Raw genomic sequence first — 23,944 nt, 5'->3', positions numbered from 1 at the left:
TCCCTGTGATCCGGGACTAACCCGCTCAGGTTAGGAACTTTCCGGCTATTTGGTCGTCGCGTTCGGGTTGTCGGGGCCGCTGTACGGGCGCTCGGTCTGTCCGCCGTCGAAGCCGCCGCCGTCTTTGCCGGTATGCGGGTTGGGGTAGGCGCCACCGCCGCTTTCACCGGCCGACTCGGCCTTGGGCGTGACGTCCTCGGTGATCGTCTCGGGCTTCTCGCGCTCGTCGGCGGGCATCGGCTGTCTGTCGCTCATGATCGTCTCCCATTCTCAGAAAGACAGAACATATGCCGCACCGCGACGTTCCGCGCGTCGCCCGCTCGCTCTCGTCCTGGGCGGAAAACGTGCCGCAACGTGCGGCTCAGCGGGTTTCCAGCATCGCGCGGATACGGCTCGCCAGCGCTTCCATCGCGAACGGCTTGGTGATCATCTCCATGCCGTGCTCCAGGAAACCGGAGGCAAGCGCCGCATTCTCGGCATAGCCCGTCATGAACAGCACTTTGAGCGCGGGCCGCAGCTCACGCGCCGCGTCGGCCAATTGCCGGCCGTTGAGGCCGGGCAGACCGATATCGGTTATCAGCAGGTCGATCCGGAGCTTCGAGCGCAGCATATCGAGCCCGCTCGCGCCATCCACCGCTTCCAGCGCGGCATAGCCGAGTTCGTGCAGTTCCTCGAGGATCAGCCCGCGCACCACGGCCTCATCCTCGACCACGAGGACGACCTCGCCATCCTCGGCATGCTGGAGCGCGGCGGCAGGCGGTGCCGCGTCGTCCTCCTCGCCGCCGCCGCGATGCCTCGGCAGGTAGAGTTTGAACGTCGTCCCCTGGCCGACCTCGCTATAGATTTTGGCATAGCCTTCGGATTGCTGGGCGAAGCCGTAGATCATCGACAGGCCGAGACCGGTGCCATGGCCGATCGGCTTGGTCGTGAAGAACGGCTCGAACGCCTTGCCGATCGTGTCTGCGTCCATCCCGATGCCCGTGTCCGAGATGCTTAGGCACACATATTGCCCCGGCTTCACGCCGCGCTGCCGCGCGACATAGGCCCGGTCGAGATGCGTGTTGCACGTCTCGATGATCAGCTTGCCGCCGTCGGGCATCGCGTCGCGCGCGTTGATCGCGAGGTTGAGGATCGCGCTCTCGAGCTGGTTGGGATCGCACTTGGTGGTCCACAAACCGCCCGCCAGCACGAATTCGAGGTCGATCCGCTCGCCGATCGTCCGGCGCAGCAGATCTTCCATCGAGGCGACGAGGGCGTTGGCCTTGACTGGCTTGGGGTCGAGCGGCTGGCGGCGTGAAAAGGCCAGCAACCGGTGGGTCAGCGCAGCCGCGCGGTTCGCGGCCGTGGAGGCTCCGGTGATGAAGCGGTCGAGTTCGTCGATCCGCCCTTGCGCCACGCGCCGCTGGACGATCTCCAGGCTGCCGGTAATGCCTTGCAACAGATTGTTGAAATCGTGCGCGATGCCGCCGGTGAGCTGGCCGACCGCCTCCATCTTCTGGGACTGGCGGAGCGCTGCCTCCGTCTCCGCGAGTGCCGCCGCCGCTTCGATCTCGGTGGTCACGTCGCGCCCGAAGCCGTAGAACGTGCCATTCTCCGGCACCGTCGTCCATTGGATGATGTGGTGGCTGCCGTCCTTGGCGACGAGCGTGGTGCGATATTCGGGCAGCGGCGTGCCCGCGCGCAGCGCTTCGACCCGCTCGGCCCACCGGCCTTCGTCCTCGATCATGAAGTGCGCGGTGCGGTGGCCGAGCGTCTCCTCGCGCGTCCAGCCGAGCTTGTGCGTCCACGACGGGTTGATATCGCTGATGCAACCGTTGGAATCGGTCACGACCTTGAGCACCGGCGACAGCTTCCATATCCGGTCGCGATCGCGGACGAGCTGGCGTTCCTCGGTGATGTCGCGGCCGACGGCATGGATGCGGCCGCCTTCGGGCACCGCCGTCCAGGCGAGCAGGCGGTACCCGCCATCGCGCGTGCGATAGCGGTTCTCGAACACCTGCGTCGTCTGGCCCTGGCACAGCTTCTCGAGTTCGGCGGCGGTGTCGGCGAGGTCGTCCGGGTGGACCAGTTCTGAGACCTTGACGCCGACGAGTTCGGCTTCGGCCCAGCCCAGCATCCGGGTCGCGGACGGATTGACCGCGGTGATCGTCCCCTCCATCGTGCTGACCAGCAGCAGATCGCGCGAGATCGTCCAGAGCCGGTTGCGGTCGTCCTCCAACTGGCGGCTGGCGAGCACCTTCTCGGTGGTCTCGATCACGACCGCGACGACGCCGATCGGCCGGCCGTTCTCGTCGAACGCGGGCGAATATTCCAAATTGGTCCACAGCACGCGCGGCGTGCCGTCGCGAACCAGCGTCAACTCCTGATCCTGATAGGAGAGCGTCCCGCCCTCGTGGTACACCTTCTGCATCACGTTGGCGTTGAAGTCGGCGACTTCGTGCCACCCTTCGAGGACGTTGGTGCCCAGAATGCCTGGATGCCGCCCCCCGGCGAAGGCGCGATAGGCGTCGTTGTAGATCATCACGCCGGTGTCGCCCCACAGGGTCACGATCGGCACGGGTGAGCGCAGCACGAAGGCGAGCAGGGTCTTCATCGCGACCGGCCACCCCTCGACCGGGCCGATGCTGGTCGATGCCCAGTCGAAGGCCGCGATCCGCTCCCCCAGTTCGCCGCCGCCCGCCGCAAAATCAAAGGGTCCGCCGCCGCTCTCGCGCCGTTCCGAGCCTGTCACCCTTGTCAAACCCCCACAGTTGATCGTGCGATCGTACACGGAAATGGCCCGCCGCAGGTGTAAGAAATTTCAATTGTTACAGAAAGTTCCTGATTATCGCGTGAAAAGCGTCATTGCGAGACGCGGACCGGCATACGGCCGACGTCGCGGCGCATTTCGGCCGGTGCGGCGATCTCCATCGCGCCGCGCGCCCAGCGCAATCGCTTGGCTTGACGCGAGCGTTGCAACATGCGGTTGACGTGAACCGATGTCAGCCCGAGCGCATCGGCGATCGTCTCCTGCGTGATCGGCATCGCGTAATGGCCCTCGCGGGCGAGGCCCGTGATCTCCAGCCGCTCCATCAGTTCGAGCAGAAGGTCTTCGACGCGCTCGGACGCGGTCATGCGCCCCAGCCGGACGATCTGCGCCATCAGATAGGCGGTTTCGGTCGCGGCGCTCAGCGCATAGGCCTCGCACAGCGTCGGCGAGGTCGCCGGATCGGGGAGCGAGCATACGGTGAGGGGGGTGAGCGCGGCGACTGTCGATGGCGCCAACGGATTGGCATGGCTGCAATTGCCGATCAGATCACCGGGCAGAAGGAAATTGATGATCTGCCGCCGGCCGTCCTGAAGGATGCGGACCCGCGCAGCCCAGCCGGAGAGGACAAGCAGGCGCTCGCGGATCGGCTTGCCCTCCTGCAACAGTTCGCCGCGCGCCTTGACGCTCCGCTCGCGGCCGACCGCGCCGCGCAGCGCGACGCGGTCGGCGGCGGTCAGCTCGACCATCGCTGCAAGGCGCCGGAGCGCCGGGTGGAAATCTCCCGTCGGCGGAATCGCTATAACAGACATGATGACATCCTTATTGCGCGACCGTTCGGCGCCGATTTGGCTGACGGTCGTCCTCACAGAGAGGTAAATGCCCTGAGCTGGAAAACTGTATCGGGCGTACCAGCGCGAAGTGAAACGCGCCGCGCCGAGCCCTAGACGGGGCGAGCGGGTTATCGGGCCGGTCGCGACGGCAAGGCTGGCTTCGAATATTCGGCGGAGCGGCAGGCATTCGAACCGATTGGATAAGCGGCTGATTTGCCGTGGTTCTGATCGATCCGCTTTTCTTTCGATACCCCGGAAAGGCCGAAACTTCTCGCCTGAAAACCGATACTTGCCGGCTCGGTTCGACGGAATGCATGATATTCGAACTCCCGACACACAGCAAGTTTCCGAGGATCGGCGAAGGGTCGTGTCCGGGGACGCGGCCGTCGTTCGCCGCCTGCGCGACGGCGGCTCTTGGTTAGACCGGGCGTCAACAACGCATCGGGATAATCCGATACATTCTTGACCTCCATCATTACATCGGCTAATCCCGATGCATGGAAACGGATACGGCCCTCGCGATCCTCACGGCTCTCGCTCATCCCACCCGTCTCGCGACCTTTCGGTTGCTGGTCCAGCATGAGCCTGGCGGTCTTTCCACCGGCCAGTTGGTCGAGGCCAGTGGGTTGAGCCAGAGTACGTTTTCCACCCACCTCGCGGTTCTCGTGAAGGCCGGGGTCGTCGTTCCCGAAAAGCGTGGACGTCGGCAGATCCAGCGCGTCAGTATCGACGCGCTGCGCGGCCTCATGATTTTCCTTGCCAAGGACTGCTGCGGGGGCCGCGCCGACCTGTGTGAGCCGCTGCTCGCCGAACTCACCTGCTGCTGAAGGACCAGCCCCGTGACCGACATCGTCATCTACCACAATCCCGGCTGCGGAACGTCCCGCAACACGCTCGCCATGATCCGCAACGCCGGTATCGAGCCGCACGTCATCGAGTATCTGAAGACGCCGCCGGCGCGCGCGCTGCTGGTGGAGTTGATCGCGCGCGCCGGCATGACGCCCCGCGACCTGCTGCGTGAGAAGGGCACGCCCTACGCCGACCTCGGGCTCGGTGACGAGACATTGAGCGACGATGCCTTGATCGACGCGATGATGGCGCACCCGATCCTGATCAATCGGCCGCTGGTGGTGACGCCGCTCGGCGTAAAGCTCTGCCGCCCGTCTGAGGCGGTGCTGGATATCCTGCCGGGTGCACAGCGGGGCGCCTTCACCAAGGAGGACGGCGAGCAGGTCATCGACGCCGCCGGCAATCGCATCCAGGCGTGAACCGCCGCGCTGTCCTCGCCGAGGCGCTAGGCAGCCTGTTGCTCTTCACGACCGTCGTCGGCTCGGGGATCATGGCGGAGCGACTGGCGGGCGGGAACGTCGCCATCGCGCTGCTCGGCAACACGCTGGCGACCGGCGCGATCCTGTTCGTGCTGATCACGATGCTTGGGCCGGTGTCGGGCGCCCACATGAATCCCGCCGTCACACTCGTCATGCGCCTGCGCGGTCACATCCGCACCGGCGCGGCGCTGGCCTATGGCGCAGCCCAGATGGTTGGCGGCGTCATCGGCGTGTGGCTCGCCCACCTGATGTTCGACATGCCGTTGCTCCAACTGTCCACGAAGCTGCGCGATGGCCCGGGGCAATGGGCCGGAGAGGCGGTCGCGACGTTCGGGTTGGTGTTGACGATCCTCGGCACGGCGCGGACGCGCCCGGACAGTGTGCCGACCAGCGTCGCCCTCTACATCGTGGCCGCCTATTGGTTCACCTCGTCCACCAGCTTCGCCAACCCCGCCATCACCGTCGCGCGTTCGCTGAGCGACAGCTTCGCGGGGATCGCCCCGTCCTGCGTACCGGCCTTCGTGGCCGCGCAGATCATCGGTGCCATCGCCGGCCACTTCGCCGCCGGGATCATCTTCCGCAGCCCAATAGAGGACCGCGCATGAGCCGCATCCGCACCTTGCCTGACCCCGACCATCTCCCCGCGCTTGATCCGGACTATGCCATCGCGCGTCCGGCGCTCGGTCTTGGCGATGACCAGCCACCACCGCGCATTCTCCTGCTCTATGGATCGCTGCGGGAACGCTCCTTTTCCCGGCTCGCCGTCGAGGAAGCGGCGCGGCTGCTCCAGGTCTTCGGCGCCGAAACGCGCATCTTCGATCCGTCCGATCTGCCACTGCCGGATCAGGTCGCCGGGGACGATCATCCCGCCGTCCATGAACTGCGTGAACTCTCGGTGTGGTCGGAAGGCCAAGTCTGGTGCAGCCCGGAGCGGCATGGCCAGATCAGTGGCATCATCAAGGCGCAGATCGACCATCTGCCACTGGAAATGAACGGCATGCGCCCGACGCAAGGGCGCACGCTTGCCGTCATGCAGGTGTGCGGTGGTTCGCAGTCGTTCAACGCGGTCAACACGCTCCGCCTGCTTGGGCGCTGGATGCGGATGTTCACCATCCCCAACCAGTCCTCCGTCGCCATGGCCTACAAGGCGTTCGACGAGGCGGGGCGTATGAAGCCGTCCAGCTACTATGACCGGATCGTTGACGTTATGGAGGAGCTGGTGCGGATCACCGTGCTCATGCGGCCCCATGCGGGCCAACTGGTCGACCGGTATTCGGAACGCAAGGCAGCCGGCACGAAGATCGACCTTTCCGCGGATCGGGCGAATGCCGCGGTTGCCGGTGGTCGATGACCGGTATCGTTGTAAGCAGGCATTCTCTGCGGAACGGGAGTGACCGAGGCTGGTCGAAACGACGAAGTCATACTTGAGGAAGCCAAGGCGTGGATTAGCAAGTGCGCTGGCCCACTGTGCGCTGCACGATCCGCGCCAATGGGATAGCGGTTATGGATCCTAGCTGCGCCCAAGTCTCCTAACGTACCGCAGTGGCAACCTCTTGCGCATCGCCGGCGATGAACCCCACCCGCTGATGCAATCCGACCGGCATCACGTCGAGGATGCGCTGCGAGCCGTCGCTTGCCGCACCGCCGGCTTGCTCGATAAGCAACGCCATTGGATTGGCCTCGTAAAGCAAGCGCAGCCTCGCCTTGCCGGGGTGCCGATGGTCCGATGGGTAGAGGAACACGCCACCGCGCTTGAGGATGCGATGGATGTCGGCCACCATCGAGGCGGTCCAGCGCATATTGTAGTCGGTGCCGAGCGGCCCTTCCGAACCCATGATGCGATCCTCGATATAGCGGGCGATTGCGGGCGACCATTGCCGCCGTCGCGCCATGTTGATGGCGAACTCTTGCGTGCCGGCCGGCAAGCGCAGCGGACCATCCGTCAGGCGCCAGGAGCCAACCTCGCGATCGAGCGTGAACTCGTAAACGCCGGTACCCACTGTCAGCACGAGCAAGGTTTGCGGACCGTAAATCGCATAGCCCGCGGCGACCTGATCGCGGCCGGGCTGTAGGAAGTCTTCTTCCGTCACGTCGCGTCCGGCGCAATCGGCCGGGGCGCGGAGCACCGAGAATATCGTGCCGACCGACAGATCGACATCGACGTTGCTCGATCCGTCGATGGGATCGAACAGGAGGAGATATTCGCCCTTGGGATAGCGATTGGGAATGGGGTGGATCGTCTCCATCTCCTCGGATGCCATGCCGGCAAGGTGCCCGCCCCATTCGTTGGCGTCGAGCAGCAGATCGTTGGCGATGACGTCCAGTTTCTTCTGGACCTCGCCCTGGACATTCTCGCTGCCGAGCGTCCCCAGCACGTCACCGAGCGCGCCCTTCGAGATGGCATACCCCACCGCCTTGCACGCGCGGGCAACCGTTTCGATGAGCAAACGCAGTTCGGCCGGACAAGGGCAGCCGGGCTTGCGCTGCTGATCGATCAGGAAGCGGGACAGCGTTGGTGCTCGCGCGGTGTTCCGGTCATTCGTTTCATTCATCGGGCTGTCTCCGCGCAAGGGTCATGATCCGGTCGGCAAGGTCTGGACGGTGGGCGAATGCGGTCGCTTCGGCGATCGCCCTGACGTTCTGAATGGCTGGACACCTAATCGAACCCGAGCAGTTCATAAAGACGGTTGTGGAGGCATGAGCCCGCGTCGTCCGACATTGCCCGCAAGCGTGCTCGATCCGCGGGCGATCAGGCGTCCGTCCAGAACCACACGGCGCGCAGGGCCGCCGGGATGATCGAAGCGGTCGAACAACATGGTCATCGCGGTGCGGCCGATTTCCTCGACAGGTTGTTCGATGACCGTGAGTCCTTCACCAACAAATTCCATCCAGTCATTATTATCAAAACCAGCGAGAGCAATGTCGCGGGGTACGTCGAGGCCGAGGGTGCGCAGCGCACGCAACACCGTCAACACCATGACGCCGTTACTCGCGACGAGCGCATCAGGCCGCTTGGCGCCCTGCAGAAGCTCCGCGACCACCCGCTCTGCTGCATCTGATTCATGCGGAATGGCGACGGCTGCCGCATTCATGCCGAGTTGGTCGGCAGCGCGCTCGAAGCCGGCGCGGCGCGCGACGCCGGTGCTGCTCGCAGCGCCGAACAATCCGGCGATGTGGCGATGCCCTTCTGCGTGGAGGTGCTCGACCAGCAACGCGGCCATGGCTTCATTGTCGAGAAGCACGCAGTCATGCCCGGTCTGCGGCATCGCGCGGTCGATCAGCACGACCGGGCAATCGAGCGATAGCTTACCCGCCCGATCGACTCGCTGGCGGGACGGGGCGAGAATGACGCCGGCCACGCGCTCCTGCTGCATCAACTCGAGATACTTCGCTTCCTGAGCGGGATCCTCATCGGTGTTGCTGAGGATCACGCTGAAGCCCCGCTCGGCGGCGACCCGCTCGATCGTGCGGGAGACGGAGGTGAAATAGGGGTTGCGGATGTCGGCGACGATAAGACCGATCGTGTTCGTGTGCTGCGAACGCAACCTGCGCGCCGCCAGGTTGGGCCGGTAGCCGGTCGATTTGACGGCGGCCTGCACCCGATCCTTCATGGCGGGATCGACCGGGCGCCCGGCCAGCACGCGAGACACCGTGGCAGGCGAAACCTGTGCGACTTTCGCTACATCCTTGATCCCGACAGCCATAAGAAATCGATCTCTCATTACGGGATAACGCGCTGTTCCCAGATGCGCATTCTGCATCCTTTGCTCCCTAATTCGCAACCCTCTTGACAAAGATTGCGAGAAAACGTTTTCTCATCGTCAACGAGAATACGTGGAGAGTCGTCTGAAATGCCCGCTTCCGCCGAACCGCTGACCCGCGCCGACGAGCTTGTGCGTATCGCCGCGCGCGCTGCTGACAAGGAAGACGCGATCCGCCAGGTCGGACAATTGCTCATCGCTGCTGGCTGCGTTGCGCCAGGCTACGAGGAGAGCATGGTTCGCCGCGAGGCCGTGGCCAACACATTCCTCGGCGCCGGGGTCGCGATTCCGCATGGGCTTGGCGAGGACAAGGGGCTCGTCCGCCGTGACGGCATCGCGATCCTGCAACTGCGCGACGGTGTCGAGTGGAACCCCGGGCAGACGGCACATCTCGTCGTGGGCATCGCCGCCAATTCGGACAGCCACATCGCTATCCTGCGTCGGCTGACCCGGCTTATTCAGGACGATGCCCGGATTCAGTCGCTCGTCGCTACCGACGATGCGGGGGTGATCACATCCGCGCTCCAGGAGAATGCTCCCTCCGCCGCGGCGTCACCGGCCGAAGACTTCAGCGAGACCGCCGAGTGGACGGTGGAGTATCCGGCGGGGCTTCACGCCCGTCCGGCTTCGGCCTGGGGTGAGGCGGCGCGCGCGGCAACGGCGCGGCTACGCGTCCGTCATGGCAGTGAGACCGCTGATCCGCGCAGCCTCGTGTCGTTGCTGCAGCTTGGGCTCAAGGCGGGCGACGCGGTCACCATCTCTGCCGACGGCCCGGATGCGCGCGCCGCGCTCGACGCCTTCTTGGCCGTGGTTCGCCGCCTGACCGCGCGTGAGAAGGAAGACGCCGCGCGCGCGGCGGCCAAGGCGAGCGTCGCGGTGCGCGGCTGGCAGCCCGTAACCGCGCTGAAGGCGATCGTCGGGGTCGCGGCAAGTCCGGGGCTTGCCGTGGGAAAGGTCCACGTCCTCGCTCCATCCGAGCTTGTGGTGCCGGACGAGCCGGTCGATCTCGTGACCGGCGGGGCTTTGCTGGACGAGGCGCTGACCCGCACGCGCGCGCAGATGAAGGCGCTGGTGGACGAAACCACGCGGCGGCTTGGCGCCTCCGATGCGGCGATCTTCAAGGCGCAGGCCGACCTGCTCGACGACACCGATCTCATCACCCTGACGTGTCAGTTGATGGTCGAAGGGCATGGCGTCGGCTGGGCATGGGACCAGGCGGTCGGCCGGATCGCCGGACAGCTCTCGGCGCTCGGCAATCCGGTTCTCGCGGCGCGAGCCGCCGACCTGCATGATGTCGGCCGACGCGTCCTCGCCGCGATAGATCCGGCGCTGGCCGCAGGGTCGCTCGCCGTCTTGCCGGAGGCGCCAGCGATTCTGATCGCGCCCGATCTGTCGCCGTCCGACACCGCCACGCTCGATACCAACCGTGTGGTCGGCATCGCGACCGCACTCGGCGGTCCCACGTCGCACAGCGCGATCCTCGCACGCACCCTGGGCCTGCCATCGATCGTCGCGGGCGGCGCCGATCTTCTCGCGCTACCGCCGGGGACGGCGGTGATCGTTGACGGCGACAGCGGGCGCGTCTGGCTCGACCCGACCGACGCCGACCTCGATTCCGCAAAGGCATGGATTACTGACCTGGCGGAAAAACGTCTCGCCGAAGCCGCCGATCGCAGCCGTCCGGCGGTGACGCGTGACGGGCATGAAATAGCGGTCGCCGCCAACGTCAATCGCCCGGATCAGGTGGCGTTCGCGCTGGCGCAGGGCGGCGAAGGCGTCGGTTTGATGCGGACCGAATTCCTTTTCCTCGAACGCGGCGACACGCCGGACGAAGCGGAGCAGGAGGCGATCTATCGCGGCATGATCGACGCGCTGGACGGCCGCCCACTGATCGTCCGCGCGCTCGATATCGGCGGCGACAAGCAGGTGCCACACCTTGATCTGCCCAAGGAGGAAAACCCGTTCCTCGGCGTGCGCGGCGCGCGGCTGTTGCTGCGTCGCCCCGACCTGCTCGATCCGCAGCTACGCGCGCTCTACCGGGCGGCGAAGGCGGGCGGTGACCTGTCGATCATGTTTCCGATGATCACCTCGGCCTGGGAATTGGTCCGGTTGCGTGAGCGCTGCGAGGCGATCCGGGTCGAACTCGACGCGCCGGTCGTGCCGATCGGTATCATGATCGAGGTACCGGCGGCCGCCGTCCAGGCCAGGGCGCTTGCCGCCCATGCCGACTTCTTCTCGATCGGCACCAACGACCTGACGCAATATGCGCTCGCCATCGACCGCCAGAATCCCGATCTCGCCAACGAGGCCGACAGTCTCCACCCGGCGGTGCTGCGGCTGATCGCAATGACGGTCGAGGGCGCCAGGGCGCATGGCCGCTGGGTCGGGGTGTGCGGCGGTATCGCCGGCGATCCGTTCGGGGCGGCGCTGCTCGTTGGCCTCGGCGTCACCGAATTGTCGATGACTCCGCGCGACGTTCCGGCGGTGAAGGCTCGCATCCGCGCCTCCGATCTGACCGCACTCGAGGCGCTCGCCCGCCGCGCCGTCGAGATGGAGGGGGCGGCCGAGGTGCGCGCGCTTGGCGAGGCGGTGGCCTGATGCGTATCCATACCGTCACCCTCAACCCGGCGATCGACCAGACGGTTACGCTCGACCGGCTCGTGCCAGGCGAGGTTCACCGCGCGACAGCCGTCCGCCAGAATGCCGGTGGCAAGGGCGTCAATGTCGCAAGCTGTCTCGCCGACTGGAATCTGGACGTCGTCGCGCATGGCCTGCTGGGGCGCGACAATGCCGCGCCGTTCGACCAGCTTTTCGCCCAGAAGGCGATCGATGATCGCTTCGTCCGCGTGGCCGGATCGACCCGGGTCAATCTGAAGTTGGTCGACAGGGTCGGTACCACCGACATCAATTTGACCGGCATCGCGGTCGACGAGAGCCAAGTCGACATGGTCGTCGCGACGCTCAGCGCAGCAGTCCAGCGCGGCGATCTTGTCATCCTGTCGGGCAGCGTACCGCCCGGCTGTTCGAGCGGTATCTATGCCATGCTCGTGCGGCAGTTGCGCGGTACGGGCTGCCGGGTTCTGCTGGACACCAGCGGTTTGCCGCTCGAGCGCGCGCTCGAAGCCGAGGTGTTGCCCCATGTGGTCAAGCCCAATCGGGATGAGCTTGCCGCCTGGGTTGGGCATCCCTTTGCGGATCGCGCCGCGCTGATCGACACCGCTCGGGGGCTTTTGGATCGCGGCGTCGAACTGGTGGTGGTCTCGATGGGCGCCGAAGGCGCGCTGTTCCTGTCGGCGGACGGCACGGTCGCGACGCAACTGGTGCTCGGCGACGTAACCAGCACGGTCGGCGCCGGCGACGCGATGGTCGCCGGGATCGCCGCTGCCCTTCACGAAAATGCGGAACCGGAGCGGCTTGCCCGGCTCGCGACCGCCTTCGCGGGGGGCAAGCTCGGAATGGCGGGGCCGAACCTGCCGGCGCGCGGCGCCATCGAAGCGCTCGCTGCGGACGTTTCGGTCTCGCGACTGGAGATCGCCTGACAACGATCATGAAGCGGAGAGGATCATGAAGAGACTATTGGCCGTAATCGACGGCGAGGGCAGAGATATCCAGGCCGTGCTGGCGGCGGAAGCCCTGCGCAAGGCCGCGCAAACCGAAGGCCGTCCGCTTGAAATCAAGGTGCGCGATCGCCGGCAGCCGCTCGATGTGGTGCCCGACGATGGCACGACCTTGCTGCTCGTCGGCGCTGACGAAGGCGCGCTCGGCCGGAAAGCCGACCGGCATCTGACCCTCGATGCCGTGCTGACCGACCCCGCCGGCGCGCTCCGCGACGCGGCTGACGACGGCGCGGTGTTGGCTTCGCGGATTCCCTCGATCGTCGCCGTAACGTCTTGTCCGACCGGCATCGCGCATACTTTCATGGCGGCGGAAGGTTTGCAGGAGGGTGCCAAGCAACTCGGCTATCCGATCCGGGTCGAGACACAGGGGTCGGTTGGCGCCGGCACGCCCCTGACCGACGAAGAGATCGCCAACGCCGAGATCGTCCTGATTGCGGCGGATCGCGAAGTCGATCGCTCGCGCTTCGCGGGCAAGCGCGTGTTCGCAAGCAACACCAAGCCGGCGATCACCGGCGGCGCGAAGCTCATCGAGCGGGCGCTCGCCGAAGCGACGGTTCAGGGCGGTGCGGTCGCCGCAGCGGGCTCCGCGCCAGCCGGCGTGAAGGAGCGCGCGGGGCCGTACAAGCACCTGATGACCGGCGTGTCGTTCATGCTGCCTTTCGTGGTGGCGGGCGGCCTCCTGATCGCACTCGCCTTCGCGCTTGGCGGCATCCACGCCAATGATGATGCCGCTGCCGGCACGCTCGCCCACACCCTGTTCCTGATCGGTGCCAAGGGTGGGTTCGCGCTTATGGTGCCGGCGCTCGCTGGGTATATCGCCTATTCGATCGCCGACCGGCCTGGCATCGCACCCGGCATGATCGGCGGCATGGTCGCCGCCCTGCTCGGCGCCGGCTTCCTTGGCGGCATCGTCGCCGGCTTCATCGCCGGCTATGGCGTCGACCAGCTCAACCGCTGGATCAGGCTGCCGAAGAACCTGACGGGTCTCAAGCCGGTGCTGATCCTGCCCCTGCTCGGTACGCTGCTGACGGGATTGCTCATGTATTTTGCGGTTGGAACGCCCGTCGCCGCAGCGCTCGCGTTCCTAACCGAGTGGCTGCGCTCGATGCAGGGATCGAGCGCGATTCTGCTCGGGGTGATCCTCGGGGCCATGTCGGCGTTCGACATGGGCGGCCCGGTCAACAAGGCCGGCTATGCCTTTTCGGTCGGGCTGGTCGCCTCCCAGGTCTATACGCCGATGGCCGCGACCATGGCCGCCGGCATGACCCCGCCGCTCGGCATCGCGCTCGCGACCTTTCTGTTCCGCGACCGCTTCACCGCCGAAGAGCGCGAAGCGGGCGCTGCGGCGGGCGTGCTGGGCCTGTCCTTCATCACCGAGGGCGCCATCCCGTTCGCGGCGCGTGATCCGTTTCGGGTGATTCCATCGCTGATGGCGGGGTCGGCTGTCGCGGGCGCGATCTCGATGGCCTCCGGCGTCGAGCTGAAGGTGCCGCATGGCGGCATCTTCGTCCTGCCGATTCCCGGCGCGGTCACGCACCTCCTCGCGTATGCCGCCGCGATTGTGGCCGGAACGACGCTGACGGCGGTGCTGGTCGGGGTGCTCAAGCCGTCTCGCAGAGACCCTGCCACCGCGTGAAATCCCGCCACTGAGGCCGGCGCGGCCGGCCCGAAGGAACTCGTCCCATGCTCGCTTCGCTCAAGGGCGCCTGCACCGCAGGCGTCGCCGTCCTCTCCTTGTCTTTCGCGGTGGCGCCCGCGGCGCATGCCCAGGATAGCACCGTCACCGATCCGGCCACCCCGCCACCGCCGATTTTGCCAAGCCAGGAGGCCGATACGGTGCGCCCGTTCCAGCCCCTGGCTGCGCAGGGCATCACGCTGGCGCTCAGCTATACCGGCGAGGCGGCCGGCAACGTGAGCGGGGGTCTGCGGCGCGATAGCGCCTATACTGGCCAGGTCTATCTCGGGGCCGATTTCGACATGGATCATATCGTCGGGATCAACGGTGGCACCATCCATTTTGCAGTCACCAACCGGCATGGAGACAGCCTTTCGGCGATCGCGATCGGCAACAATACTTCAGTTCAGGAAGTGTGGGGCACGCAAAACACCCACCTTGCCATCCTGACCTGGGAGCAGAAACTGTTCGATGGCCGCCTCGACATCGAAGCCGGTCGCAGCCAGGCGAACATCCATTTTCTGAATTCCCCGCTCTACTGCAATTTCCAGACGAACTCTGCCTGCGGCAACCCGACCTTCGTGTTCAAGAACAGCAACTTCACCTATTTCCCGGCGTCGAGTTGGATGGCGCAGGCGCGTGTCCAGTTCACGCCGCGCTGGTTCCTCCACGCCGGCGTCTATGAGGTGAATCCCGATCGCAAGCGCGCCGATGACCACGGGTTCAATTTCAGCACGCGCAATGCGACAGGCGTCGTCGTACCGTGGGAAGCGGGCTATGCCGACGACAGCTACGCCACGCGCCTGCCGGGCCATTATATCCTCGGCGGCTGGTTCGACCGCGGCGATTATGCCGATCCGGTGCGCGATGCCTCGGGCGGCATCGCAATCCTGACCGGCAAGCCGGCCGCGACGTTGCATGGGCGCTCGGGACTCTATTTCCGGTTCGACCAGATGCTGACCCGTCCCGATCCGAATTCGAAGCGGGGCTTGGCCGTGTTCGGGGTCGCCATGACCAATCTCACGGGCCGCGTCGAGGAGAGCCATTATCTCGAACTCGGCTTGCTCCAGACCGGCACCTTCCGGGGGCGTGATGCCGACACGATCGGCTTTCTTATCAACGACCAGCAGTTCAGCGACCTCGCCATGGAGCGGATGCGCGCCGCGCGAATGTCGGCGGGTGGTGACGGCAATATCGGCCGCCACCAATATATGATGGAGCTGGCGTATGGGGCGCAACTCAGCCCCGCCGTACGCATCTCGCCCAATATCCAGTATATCCTGCACCCCGACCAGACTGGCGCGCCGTTCCGCACGAAGAATATCGGCAATGCCCTTGTGTTCGGCTTCAAGTTCACGATCGACGCACCAACGCTGCTCGGAGCGTCGCGCCGATGATGCTGAGCCTTGCTGGTCGACCCCTCTGTTGGGAACAGATCAATCGATGCGCCAGGTCGGCAGTTCTGTGGGCGCGACCCGGAGCTGCTGACGGCGGCCAAGCGATGCCTTCCGGGGTTTGCGAAGGTCGTTAAAGGGCCACGTCTGCTAACGTGACATCCGAAGCCTTCGATGCCCCCCGAAGCGGTTGAGCTGGACAAGACGTTGCAAAACGCTCCACATTTCCGAAAAGCCGTTGCAACGGGTTGGGTATTATCGAGGTTGGCGAGCGATGGTCCACTATGCGCCCTCGCGCGTCGGTGACCTGTTCAGGACGTCAGAGTAGCTTAGGGGCGGCAAAAGGGGTCATGTGGCGCTATGTCTATCTGGGGATCGTCGCGCTGACGGTGCCCTCCATCGCGCGTGCGGCGCCAGAGGACGCTTTGCGTGCCCTCACGCTCCCGGCGCAACCGCTATCGTCTAGCGTGCAATCGATCGCGAAGCGCTATGGAATTCAGCTTCTATTTTCGCAAAGCGTGATCGGTGAGCGTTGGGCGCCCTCGGTTTCCGGGCGAATGACCGTAGAACAGGCATTCGCCCTGGTGCTCGCCGGCTCTCCGCTTGCCGTCCGGAAAACCGGCGAAGGCAGTTTCATCATCACCGCCATGTCCGTCGGGTCCAGCGAGCAACCGAAAGCCATTCCCGACATTCTTGTCATCGGCCAGCGGACCCAGAACACCGACGTTCGCCGCACCGAAAACGACGTTCGTCCGTATCAGGTGATTACCCGTCAAGACATCGCAGCGTCCCATGTCTCGACGATCGAAGAGCTTGCCGGCAAGCGGTTTCCTGCCAACGATCAGGGGGCGACGCTGTCGCAGCAGGGGGCTGGCGCTCAGGGGTCGACCGCATCGTCGATCAACCTGCGCGGTCTCGGGACGGACCAGACCCTCATCCTCGTCGATGGCCACCGCCTTCCCATGATGCCGGGGCCGGTGAACGGGTTCAATCAATCAGACGTGAACGCGATTCCGCTCGAAGCGATCGAACGGGTCGAGGCGATCACTGCGACGGCCGGCGGCATCTACGGCCCCGGCGCGACCGCCGGTGTGGTCAATCTGGTGCTTCGGCGTGACTATCGCGGCATTGACGTTGCGGTGACCGATGGCGTCACCGCCCGCGGCGACACCCCCACGCGTCGGGTGGACCTGCGGCTTGGTTTCACCCCCGATCACGGATCGACCGATGTGATGGTGGAATACGCACGATCGACGTTCGGCGGGCTCGATGTTGGGGATCGCGATTACCAAAAGCGCGCCAATGCCCGCATATTCGCCAATGATCCCGGCTATTTCGTTTTGGCGGGGCCGCCGCCATCGGCGTCGTTGACGGTCGTTGCAAGCGGCGGAGATGTTCTGCGGCTGAAATCCGCGTTCGGCGGCGCGACACTGGGTTCGCAGATCACCTTCGTGCCGCCGGCGGATGGGCGATCCAGCGCTGAACTTGTCCAGGTGCTGATCGAAAACGCCGGCAGGATCGATCCCAACCCGAGCCCGGATGCGTCAGGTGATAGTCAGACCTTGCTGTCCGGACGGCGCACCACCGCGTTCATCGCCAGCGCCAGACATCGGTTGGGGCCGATCGAGCTTTTCGTGGACTATCTCCATTTCGACAATGAGGGCACCGCGCAGACAGGGTATCCGCAAAATGCGATAAAGCTCAGCGCCGACGATCCCGGGAATCCGTTCGACCAAGCCGTCACCGTCTATGCGCCTCAGCCCTCGCAGACGATCCGCTACGCCTTCAGCTCTCGCGTTTCCCGACTGACGGGTGGCGTGATCGTTCAACTCCCGGGCGCGTGGCGCGCGGAGGGCGACTATAGCCACGGGTCGGGCATCAGCAGCTATGTCTCGCGCGGGCAGCAACTCACGCTTGCCGGGATTAACGCATATTACGGCGGCAACATCGGCAATCCCCTCGGTGACTATTCGGCATATCTTCAGTCTTTTGCCGGGTTGTTCGGCGATTATGGCGAAACGTCGCACGCGCGGAATGTCTTCGGCGACGCGTCGTTGAGGCTGGCCGGCCCGGTACTCTCGCTTTCCGGCGGCGATCTCAGCGCAACATTGCTCGCGGAGCGGCGAAGCGAGCGCGTGGCAAACGCGAGCCGACATTCCTACTCGCCCCTCCTTTCAGACGAGATTGTCGAGGCTCGTCCGAACTACGGGCAAGTGACCAGCTCACTCTACGGGGAGGTTCGCGCACCCTTGGTGGATGCGCTCTCCGGCTTCCGCCCCTTGCGCGGGCTGGAGGTCCAGCTTGCCATGCGGCGAGACTGGACTACGACCGATGCCATCCAAAATGCGCTGTCGGTCGATGGTGGCGGCACGCGCACGGTGCGAAATACCGGGACCGTCTACACGGCAGGTCTGAAGTTCTCCCCGATCGAGGGTCTCCTTCTCCGGGGCAGCATCTCGACCGGGCAGCAGCCCCTTACCGTTTCGAATTTGTCGCGGTACATACTGCCCGGATTAACGTTCAACGATCCGAAGCGGCCCGGAACGTTCGAATTCTTTGACGAGGTGTCGGGCGGCGCCCCGAACCCGCGGCCGGGGCGGGCCCAAAGCCTGTCCGCAGGTATCGTCTTTCAGCCACAGGGCGTGCCTAACCTGCGTGTGTCGGTCGATTTCACCCACATCGAAAAGCGCGGTGAGGATGTCGTGACTCTGGCCAACGGTTCCGCCTATTTCATCGCGAACGAACAGGACTACCCCGATCGTGTCGTGCGGCAACCGCTCACCAGCGCGGACGCGGCGCTTGGCTACACCGGCGGGCTCATCACCAGCGTCGATAGCTCAAGCTTGCAGAACGGCCGGACCGTCACCGATTCCGTCGATGGCCTGATGGACTTCAGCTTCTCGCTCAACGGCGCCGGCATCATCGCGGTGCACGCGGCCACGGCGTGGCAGCCTCGCTTTCGACGGATCATCGGCTTTGGGTTACCGAGCCGCAATTATGTCGGTGTGACGGACGGTGCGCCGGCGTTTCGGGGCAATGCGGGCGCGCGCTTCACGGCGGGACCGCTAACCCTTTCCGCCGACGCGCAACTGACCGGCAGGTACCGGATAACCAGCGCCCTCGAATTCCTCCAGGATATCGACGAGCGATATGCGGTGGTGCATCAGGGCGGTGCGGATATCGCGGCGCAGGCAAGGTTCGACCTCGCCGTCGAGTACCGCGTCTCCATCGCGGATGGTGGTCTGGCGGGTCGCCCTCGTGCAATGAGCATCCGCTTCGGGGTACAGGATGCCTTTGACACTCGCCCGAAGACCGTCGTGAACGCTTCTGGTGCGTACAACACCTATCTCGATCCGCGGCGGCGGCGCTTCGATCTCACGGTAGCTGCAAACTTGTAGGTCGAGTGTGGATTTGACGACGGCGTGCGTCGTGCCGGCTATGGAAATGCTGCTACGCCAGGGTCGCCGAAAACCGTCCGAAAACCACCGCGCGGAGCGGCTGGTATTCGGCCCGCGCGTGCCGCAAACCACCCGAGTGGCTTGGTCTGACGATATATCCGGTAACGATTCGCCGAGTGGGGCCACTTTGAATGCGTTGCGCCCGCTGCTGACCGGATATTTCAGACATCGTGTCCGCGAGCAAGAAGACGTCCACGATCTCGTGCAGGAGGTTTTTCTGCGACTTTCGCAGCGTGGCGCCCTGGTCGAAATCGCGAACCTGCGCGGCTATGCCTTTCAGGTCGCGGAGAGCGTGCTCACCGATCGCCAGCGCCGCCGCGCAGTCCGTCACGCGGATGCGCATGTCGAGCTCGATCCCGAAAGGATGGCCGAGCCAGCGCTCGCGCCCGACCGGATAATAGCTGGACGAGAGACGCTCAACGCCGTGCTTTCGGCACTGAACCAGCTCCCCGACCGGACCCGTACCATTTTTGTTCTTCGGCGGATCGAGGGCATGCGCTATCTCGATATCTCGAAGCGTCTCGGTATCTCGGTGAGCGCCGTGGAAAAGCATATGGTGCGTGCAGTCGCGCACCTCGCCTCAGTTGGAGATCTGCGATGAGCGAGCCGATCACCAGGGGGCGTTTGGCGACATTGTCGCCAGCAGAGGCCGCCGCGTTGTGGTGCGTTCAGAAAGATCAGGGAATACCGTTGGAGGCAGGGCTGTTCGAGGAGTGGCTCGAGCAGAGCCAGGCCAACCGAGCGGCCTGGCAGTCCGTCGAAAGCGCCTGGGGTGTGTTCGACACGGCGGACGATGCGGATCTCGCGGAACTTCGCCATGCCGCGCTGGCGGTTCCTCCGGTGTCGCGCTGGTATGACGTGCGCGACCATTGGCGCCCGGTGGCGGCCGCGGTAGCGCTCTTCGTGGTGCTGATAGCTGGCGGTCGAGAACTCGGTCGCCGCCCGATACCACCGGGCGGAGGGGTCGCGACAACGCGGAGCGCAACTCCCGAGAACCAGATTTTCGAGACGAAACCCACTCCGCAGCGGTTCGCGCTCGCAGACGGAACGACGATGGCGCTCGGGGCCGATACCCTGGCTCGGGCATCGATGTCGGCTGAGAGCAGGGTCGTGACCTTGGAGCGCGGAACGGTGACGCTAGCCGTGGCGCACGATGCGTCGCGCCCGTTCCAGGTCGTTGCGCGGGACCGACGCATTCTCGATATCGGCACGCGTTTCCAGGTTGCCTTGGGCAATGGGGCAATGCGTGTCGTTCTTTTCGAGGGCAGCGTCCGTATCGAAGGGGGGGACGCCACAAGGGTGTTGCGGCCCGGCGAGCAACTGATCGCACGCCCCGGAAAGCCTGACGTCATCACGCGGGTCGCCCCCGGAGAGGCGGGGGGCGGCGAACTGGTCCAGCTCGATAACGTGACGCTTGCCGCTGCGGCAGCGGCGATCAACCAGGGTAGCGCGCTCAAACTCGTCGTTCCCGATCCCAAGATCGCACAGCTTCGCGTGTCCGGGCGGTTCCGCGCTGGCGACCCTGAACACTTCGCCCGAAGCGTATCGGCCTTGCTTTCCCTCCAGGTCGTGCGGGTCGGGCCGACCCGGCTGGAGTTGCGTCGCCTGCGGTAGCGACCTGCCTCGCAAGCCCGTTGCAGATGGCCCAGCTCGACTTGCCCGACCCAAGCGATGATATTGACGGAAACCTTCGAGGAACTTGAATGGTCAATCCTGGCACCCCAACCTACGATCAGCTCAGAACCTTCCTTGCAGTGGTCGACAGTGGGAGCTTCGCCGGTGCAGGCCGTCAACTCGGCCGTGCCGTCTCCGTGATAAGCTACGGCATCGCCAATCTCGAAGCGCAACTTGGGGTACGGCTCTTCGATCGCGAAGGCACGCGCAAGCCGAAGCTGACGGTGGCCGGACGCGCGGTCCTCGCTGAGATCCGGACGATCGGCGAAGGCTTCGATGGTCTGCGCGCCAAGGTGAAAGGGCTGCTGGAAGGGCTGGAGGCAGAGGTCAATCTAGCGCTCGACGTCATGCTGCCGGCCGCCAGAGTCGGTTCCGTCCTGCGCGCCTTCAACGTGGAGTTCCCGACGGTTACCTTGCGTCTGCATGTGGAGGCGCTTGGCGCCGTGACGGCGCTGGTTCTCGATCAGAACGCGGTGGTCGGCATTTCCGGACCGCTGGCCGCGGGCGTGCAGGGTGTCGAATGCATATCGGCGGGTTCGGTACCGATGGTTCCGGTCGCCGCACCCGATCATCCGCTTGCGCGCATGGAGCGGATCGCGCCTGGCGCCGGGCGGGAACATATCCAGCTTGTCCTTACCGATCGCTCGCCGCTCACCGAAGGCCGGGATTTTTCGGTCATGAGCCCGCGAACCTGGCGGCTCGCGGATCTTGGCGCCAAGCATTCACTGCTGCGGGAGGGGATCGGCTGGGGGAATATGCCATTGCCGATGATCGAAGGCGATCTCGCATCGGGCACGCTGGTTCGGCTCGAAATGCCGGACCATCCTGGTGGCATGTACCGCTTCGCCGGCGTGTGGCGTCGTGATCTGCCACCGGGTCCAGCCGGGTCGTGGCTGCTCCGTCAGTTCGTCGAGTACGGCAAGCAAGATCAGGAGTTCACAGACCTGTCTGATATCTAAACCTGGAAAGAGTGCGAGGACGAGGATTGTGACGATCGATCGGCGGGCGATAGGTTCGCTCAAAGGTGTTGCCGTCGATGTGGCGGGATGGGACGGGGTCGGTGCCGCGGTCGATTTATCGTGCGTATGCATGTTCGAGCGCGAAATGCCCGGGACATCGATTGCGGGAGGTCTGCTGCATCTCGACGTGGCGCTCGGGGGCGCACTCTCACGGTTGAGGACCGAGACGGTTTTTCGCGCGAAGGACATGGACTTCCTCGTGCTGGACCAGCTTCCGGCAGAGATCGGCTCGGCCGCGGTGCTGATCATCGGCCTTGGCGATCCGCTCGCGTGGACGCCATCGGTGATGGAGCGGTCCGTCATGCTGGCGGCCGGCATCGCGCACGAGCGCCGCGTCGCCTCGGTCGCGTTCGCGCCCAGTCTGCTGGATTCGGGCATCAAGGCGACAGGGGATACGCCAGCGGCGATGCTGGGCGGTCTCAATTCCGCGTTGCGCCGGCTGGAACGCACAGCCACGCTGGAACTCGCTTCGCGGCCGCCCTTGCGGTCTTGGACGTTCGATGCGGGCATTGCGCATCTCGACGGTGCAGAAGCGCAGTTTCGAGCTGCGCTCACGGTCATCGAGCCACAGGCTTGACCGTTACCGGGGGCAGCTTCGCGGCGGCGCATCGATTGGCCCGGCGGTGCCGCGACAGAGCTATTCAACAATGTTGAACGCCAGCCTCGATACTATCCCACTGATTTAGCCCGAGGCGTCCTGTATCTCGTCCCCGAGATTATTGGAGATAGGTCGTGGCCGAGAAAACGCTTCTTACTCCCGCCGATTGCACGGTGGTTCTGGTGGACGAGCAGGCCGGGCTCGCGTTCGCAGCCGGTTCTGCGGATCGGCAGTCGCTACGCAGCAACGCGGTTGCGCTCGCGCGAACCGCGGTCGCGTTCGAAATACCAACGGTCGTCAGCACGTCGGCATCGAAAGTGTATAGCGGCCCGCTGATGCCGCCGCTGCGCGCGGTCCTGCCGAACGTCACGCCGATCGAGCGACGCACCATGAACCTGTGGGAAGACGATGCGGCAAAAGCGGCAGTGGTGGCGACCGGACGTAAGACGCTGGTCGTCGCAGGTTTGTTGACGGAGGCCTGCGTCAGCTTTCCGGTGCTGGCCGCGCTTGCGGACGGTTACGCGGTCCGCGTGGTTGCCGATGCGTGCGGCGGGTTGACGCCGGCCAGCCATGACGCGGCGTTGCGCAGAATGGAGCAGGCGGGCGCGGTGATGACGTCGTGGCTCCAATTTCTGCTCGAAATGCAGCGGGATTGGACGCGTCACGATACCTACGAAGCCGCGCGTAGCATCGTCGTCGATCACGGCGGCGGTTACGGCATCGGCCTCGATTATGCGCGCGACATGATCAAACCCTGATCGCACGCACGCCGGCACGTTCCCGCCTTCGTATCGTGCCGGTTTCCATTTTCCGCACGACGTGAGGATTTGAGCAGGCGCTGCGTCTACGCATCGCCATCGCCCAAGGAAACCATCGCATGAGCTTCGTATTCGAACCCACCGACTGGCAGATTGTGCCGGCGCGAACCTTTGCCGAACTGAAGGTTGGCGAAATCTTCCGGGCGCCCAGCCGGACACTGACTGACGCCCATGCGTCCGCGTTCCAGACGGTTTCGTGCGACAACCATCCGATCCATTACGATGTCGGATACGCGCGGCGGTACGGCCATCCCGCGCCGGTCGTCCACGGCTTGCAGGTACTCGCGTTCACCGCGCCGGGTGCGACGTTGCTTCCGCACACGTTCGGCGCGGTGTTCATCGCCTTCACCGAACTGTCCGCGAAATTCCTGGTCGAGGTTCATGCCGGCGATACGCTGTATTCCGCGTTGGAGATCGTCGCGCTCGAGCCGATGGACGGTAAGGGCCAGGTGACGACCAGCGTGACCGTCCACAATCAAAAGGGCGAACTCGTCCTTTCGGGCATGCACAAATATCTGTTGCGCACCGGCTGATCCGCGCTGCGCATACGATTATCGCGGAATGGAGAACACAATGTCGGATCTGTCACCACCGCCCATGACGACGCAGGAGCTACGCATCGTCGATGCGCAAGGCCATCCGCGCATCTTGATGTCCGCCAAGGACGGGGTGCCGACGATCGTCCTGGTTGGTCTTGACGGAAAGCCGGGCGCGACTGTGGCATTAGATGCCGCAAACCGGCCCAGCGTCACGCTGACGAACCACGACCCGGCGCTGCCGAGTGCGGCACTCGCGATTGATGACAAGGGAGCCCACGTGAAGTTCGATCGCCCCGGCGGGGCATCGAGCTACCTTTTCCTCAACAATCAAGGCGTCTCGGGCGTGGTGTTGATCGACGCGGCAGGCAGGCGACGGCTCGACGCGACCGTGGCTGCCGACGGCACGCCGACGATCGAACGCCGTGACGCTGCCGGAGCGCCGCTTCCCTGATTCCCGGCGATGCAAGGTTGATGACCGGCCGAT

21 protein-coding genes are annotated in these 23,944 nt (G+C 65.1%); 16 read left to right on the top strand and 5 right to left on the bottom strand.

Annotated elements, in window-relative coordinates:
• Positions 1-45: 45 nt before the first annotated feature.
• From BLS81_RS00860 to BLS81_RS00850, 3 genes are all read right to left on the bottom strand, one after another.
• Positions 46-255 (bottom strand): hypothetical protein, encoded by a 210-nt coding sequence (locus BLS81_RS00860; protein WP_093219559.1) that lies wholly within the window; start codon positions 253-255, stop codon positions 46-48.
• A gap of 106 nt (positions 256-361) precedes the next feature.
• Complete coding sequence (locus BLS81_RS00855; RefSeq protein WP_256326011.1) at positions 362-2,731, bottom strand: PAS domain S-box protein; 2,370 nt, start codon at positions 2,729-2,731, stop codon at positions 362-364.
• 110 nt (positions 2,732-2,841) lie between these two features.
• Positions 2,842-3,558, bottom strand: a complete 717-nt coding sequence (locus tag BLS81_RS00850; protein ID WP_093221631.1) for a Crp/Fnr family transcriptional regulator — start codon at positions 3,556-3,558, stop codon at positions 2,842-2,844.
• A 518-nt stretch (positions 3,559-4,076) separates the two neighbouring features.
• Between BLS81_RS00850 and BLS81_RS00845 the strand changes: the two genes are divergently transcribed.
• From BLS81_RS00845 to arsH, 4 genes are read left to right on the top strand one after another with little or no spacing between them, the layout of a single operon-like run.
• Positions 4,077-4,406, top strand: coding sequence for an ArsR/SmtB family transcription factor (locus tag BLS81_RS00845; RefSeq protein ID WP_093219556.1), 330 nt, complete (start codon positions 4,077-4,079; stop codon positions 4,404-4,406).
• Positions 4,407-4,418: 12 nt separating this feature from the next.
• Positions 4,419-4,847, top strand: coding sequence for an arsenate reductase (glutaredoxin) (arsC, locus tag BLS81_RS00840; protein ID WP_093219553.1), 429 nt, complete (start codon positions 4,419-4,421; stop codon positions 4,845-4,847).
• Entirely contained in the window at positions 4,844-5,512 is a 669-nt protein-coding gene (locus BLS81_RS00835; RefSeq protein ID WP_093219550.1) for an aquaporin, read from the top strand. Before arsC ends, BLS81_RS00835 begins: the two co-directional genes overlap by 4 nt.
• A complete protein-coding gene (gene arsH, locus BLS81_RS00830; protein WP_093219548.1) occupies positions 5,509-6,258 on the top strand; it encodes an arsenical resistance protein ArsH in 750 nt (249 codons plus the stop codon). The genes BLS81_RS00835 and arsH overlap by 4 nt, the downstream gene beginning before the upstream one ends.
• A 178-nt stretch (positions 6,259-6,436) precedes the next feature.
• On the opposite strand, the gene BLS81_RS00825 is transcribed toward arsH, so the two are convergent.
• Entirely contained in the window at positions 6,437-7,459 is a 1,023-nt protein-coding gene (locus BLS81_RS00825) for a class 1 fructose-bisphosphatase (RefSeq protein ID WP_093219545.1), read from the bottom strand.
• 123 nt (positions 7,460-7,582) lie between these two features.
• Positions 7,583-8,611 carry a LacI family DNA-binding transcriptional regulator gene (locus BLS81_RS00820; protein WP_093219543.1) on the bottom strand — a complete coding sequence of 343 codons (1,029 nt, stop codon included), beginning with the start codon at positions 8,609-8,611 and terminating at the stop codon, positions 7,583-7,585.
• A 147-nt stretch (positions 8,612-8,758) separates the two neighbouring features.
• Here BLS81_RS00820 and ptsP point away from each other — a divergent pair, with 147 nt between their 5' ends.
• The 12 genes from ptsP (at position 8,759) to BLS81_RS00760 (ending at position 23,911) form a co-directional block, all read left to right on the top strand.
• The gene (ptsP, locus tag BLS81_RS00815; RefSeq protein ID WP_093219540.1) at positions 8,759-11,266 is read left to right on the top strand and encodes a phosphoenolpyruvate--protein phosphotransferase; all 2,508 of its coding nucleotides are present in this window, start codon (positions 8,759-8,761) and stop codon (positions 11,264-11,266) included.
• Positions 11,266-12,207 (top strand): 1-phosphofructokinase, encoded by a 942-nt coding sequence (gene pfkB, locus BLS81_RS00810; protein ID WP_093219538.1) that lies wholly within the window; start codon positions 11,266-11,268, stop codon positions 12,205-12,207. Before ptsP ends, pfkB begins: the two co-directional genes overlap by 1 nt.
• A gap of 25 nt (positions 12,208-12,232) precedes the next feature.
• Complete coding sequence (locus BLS81_RS00805; RefSeq protein ID WP_093219535.1) at positions 12,233-13,921, top strand: PTS fructose transporter subunit IIC; 1,689 nt, start codon at positions 12,233-12,235, stop codon at positions 13,919-13,921.
• Between the two features lie 47 nt (positions 13,922-13,968).
• Positions 13,969-15,357, top strand: a complete 1,389-nt coding sequence (locus BLS81_RS00800) for a carbohydrate porin (protein WP_093219531.1) — start codon at positions 13,969-13,971, stop codon at positions 15,355-15,357.
• Between the two features lie 347 nt (positions 15,358-15,704).
• A complete protein-coding gene (locus BLS81_RS00795; RefSeq protein WP_176786971.1) occupies positions 15,705-18,752 on the top strand; it encodes a TonB-dependent receptor in 3,048 nt (1,015 codons plus the stop codon).
• Positions 18,753-18,759: 7 nt separating this feature from the next.
• Positions 18,760-19,413: an RNA polymerase sigma factor gene (locus BLS81_RS00790; RefSeq protein WP_176786970.1), complete on the top strand. Its 654-nt coding sequence runs from the start codon at positions 18,760-18,762 to the stop codon at positions 19,411-19,413.
• Positions 19,410-20,426 (top strand): FecR family protein, encoded by a 1,017-nt coding sequence (locus BLS81_RS00785; protein ID WP_093219523.1) that lies wholly within the window; start codon positions 19,410-19,412, stop codon positions 20,424-20,426. The genes BLS81_RS00790 and BLS81_RS00785 overlap by 4 nt, the downstream gene beginning before the upstream one ends.
• Positions 20,427-20,515: 89 nt before the next feature.
• Positions 20,516-21,445: a LysR family transcriptional regulator gene (locus tag BLS81_RS00780; RefSeq protein ID WP_093219521.1), complete on the top strand. Its 930-nt coding sequence runs from the start codon at positions 20,516-20,518 to the stop codon at positions 21,443-21,445.
• Positions 21,446-21,473: 28 nt separating this feature from the next.
• Positions 21,474-22,082, top strand: a complete 609-nt coding sequence (locus tag BLS81_RS00775) for a M17 family peptidase N-terminal domain-containing protein (RefSeq protein WP_093219518.1) — start codon at positions 21,474-21,476, stop codon at positions 22,080-22,082.
• 155 nt (positions 22,083-22,237) lie between these two features.
• Positions 22,238-22,861, top strand: a complete 624-nt coding sequence (locus BLS81_RS00770; RefSeq protein ID WP_093219516.1) for a hydrolase — start codon at positions 22,238-22,240, stop codon at positions 22,859-22,861.
• Between the two features lie 119 nt (positions 22,862-22,980).
• Positions 22,981-23,454 (top strand): MaoC family dehydratase, encoded by a 474-nt coding sequence (locus tag BLS81_RS00765; protein WP_093219513.1) that lies wholly within the window; start codon positions 22,981-22,983, stop codon positions 23,452-23,454.
• Between the two features lie 64 nt (positions 23,455-23,518).
• Positions 23,519-23,911, top strand: coding sequence for a hypothetical protein (locus tag BLS81_RS00760; protein WP_093219510.1), 393 nt, complete (start codon positions 23,519-23,521; stop codon positions 23,909-23,911).
• The last annotated feature ends 33 nt before the right edge of the window (positions 23,912-23,944 follow it).

Origin of the sequence: Sphingomonas sp. NFR15 (genome assembly GCF_900103265.1) — a bacterium.
Classification (GTDB): Bacteria; Pseudomonadota; Alphaproteobacteria; order Sphingomonadales; family Sphingomonadaceae; genus Sphingomonas; species Sphingomonas pollutisoli.
This window is presented reverse-complemented; position numbering and strand designations above follow the sequence as displayed.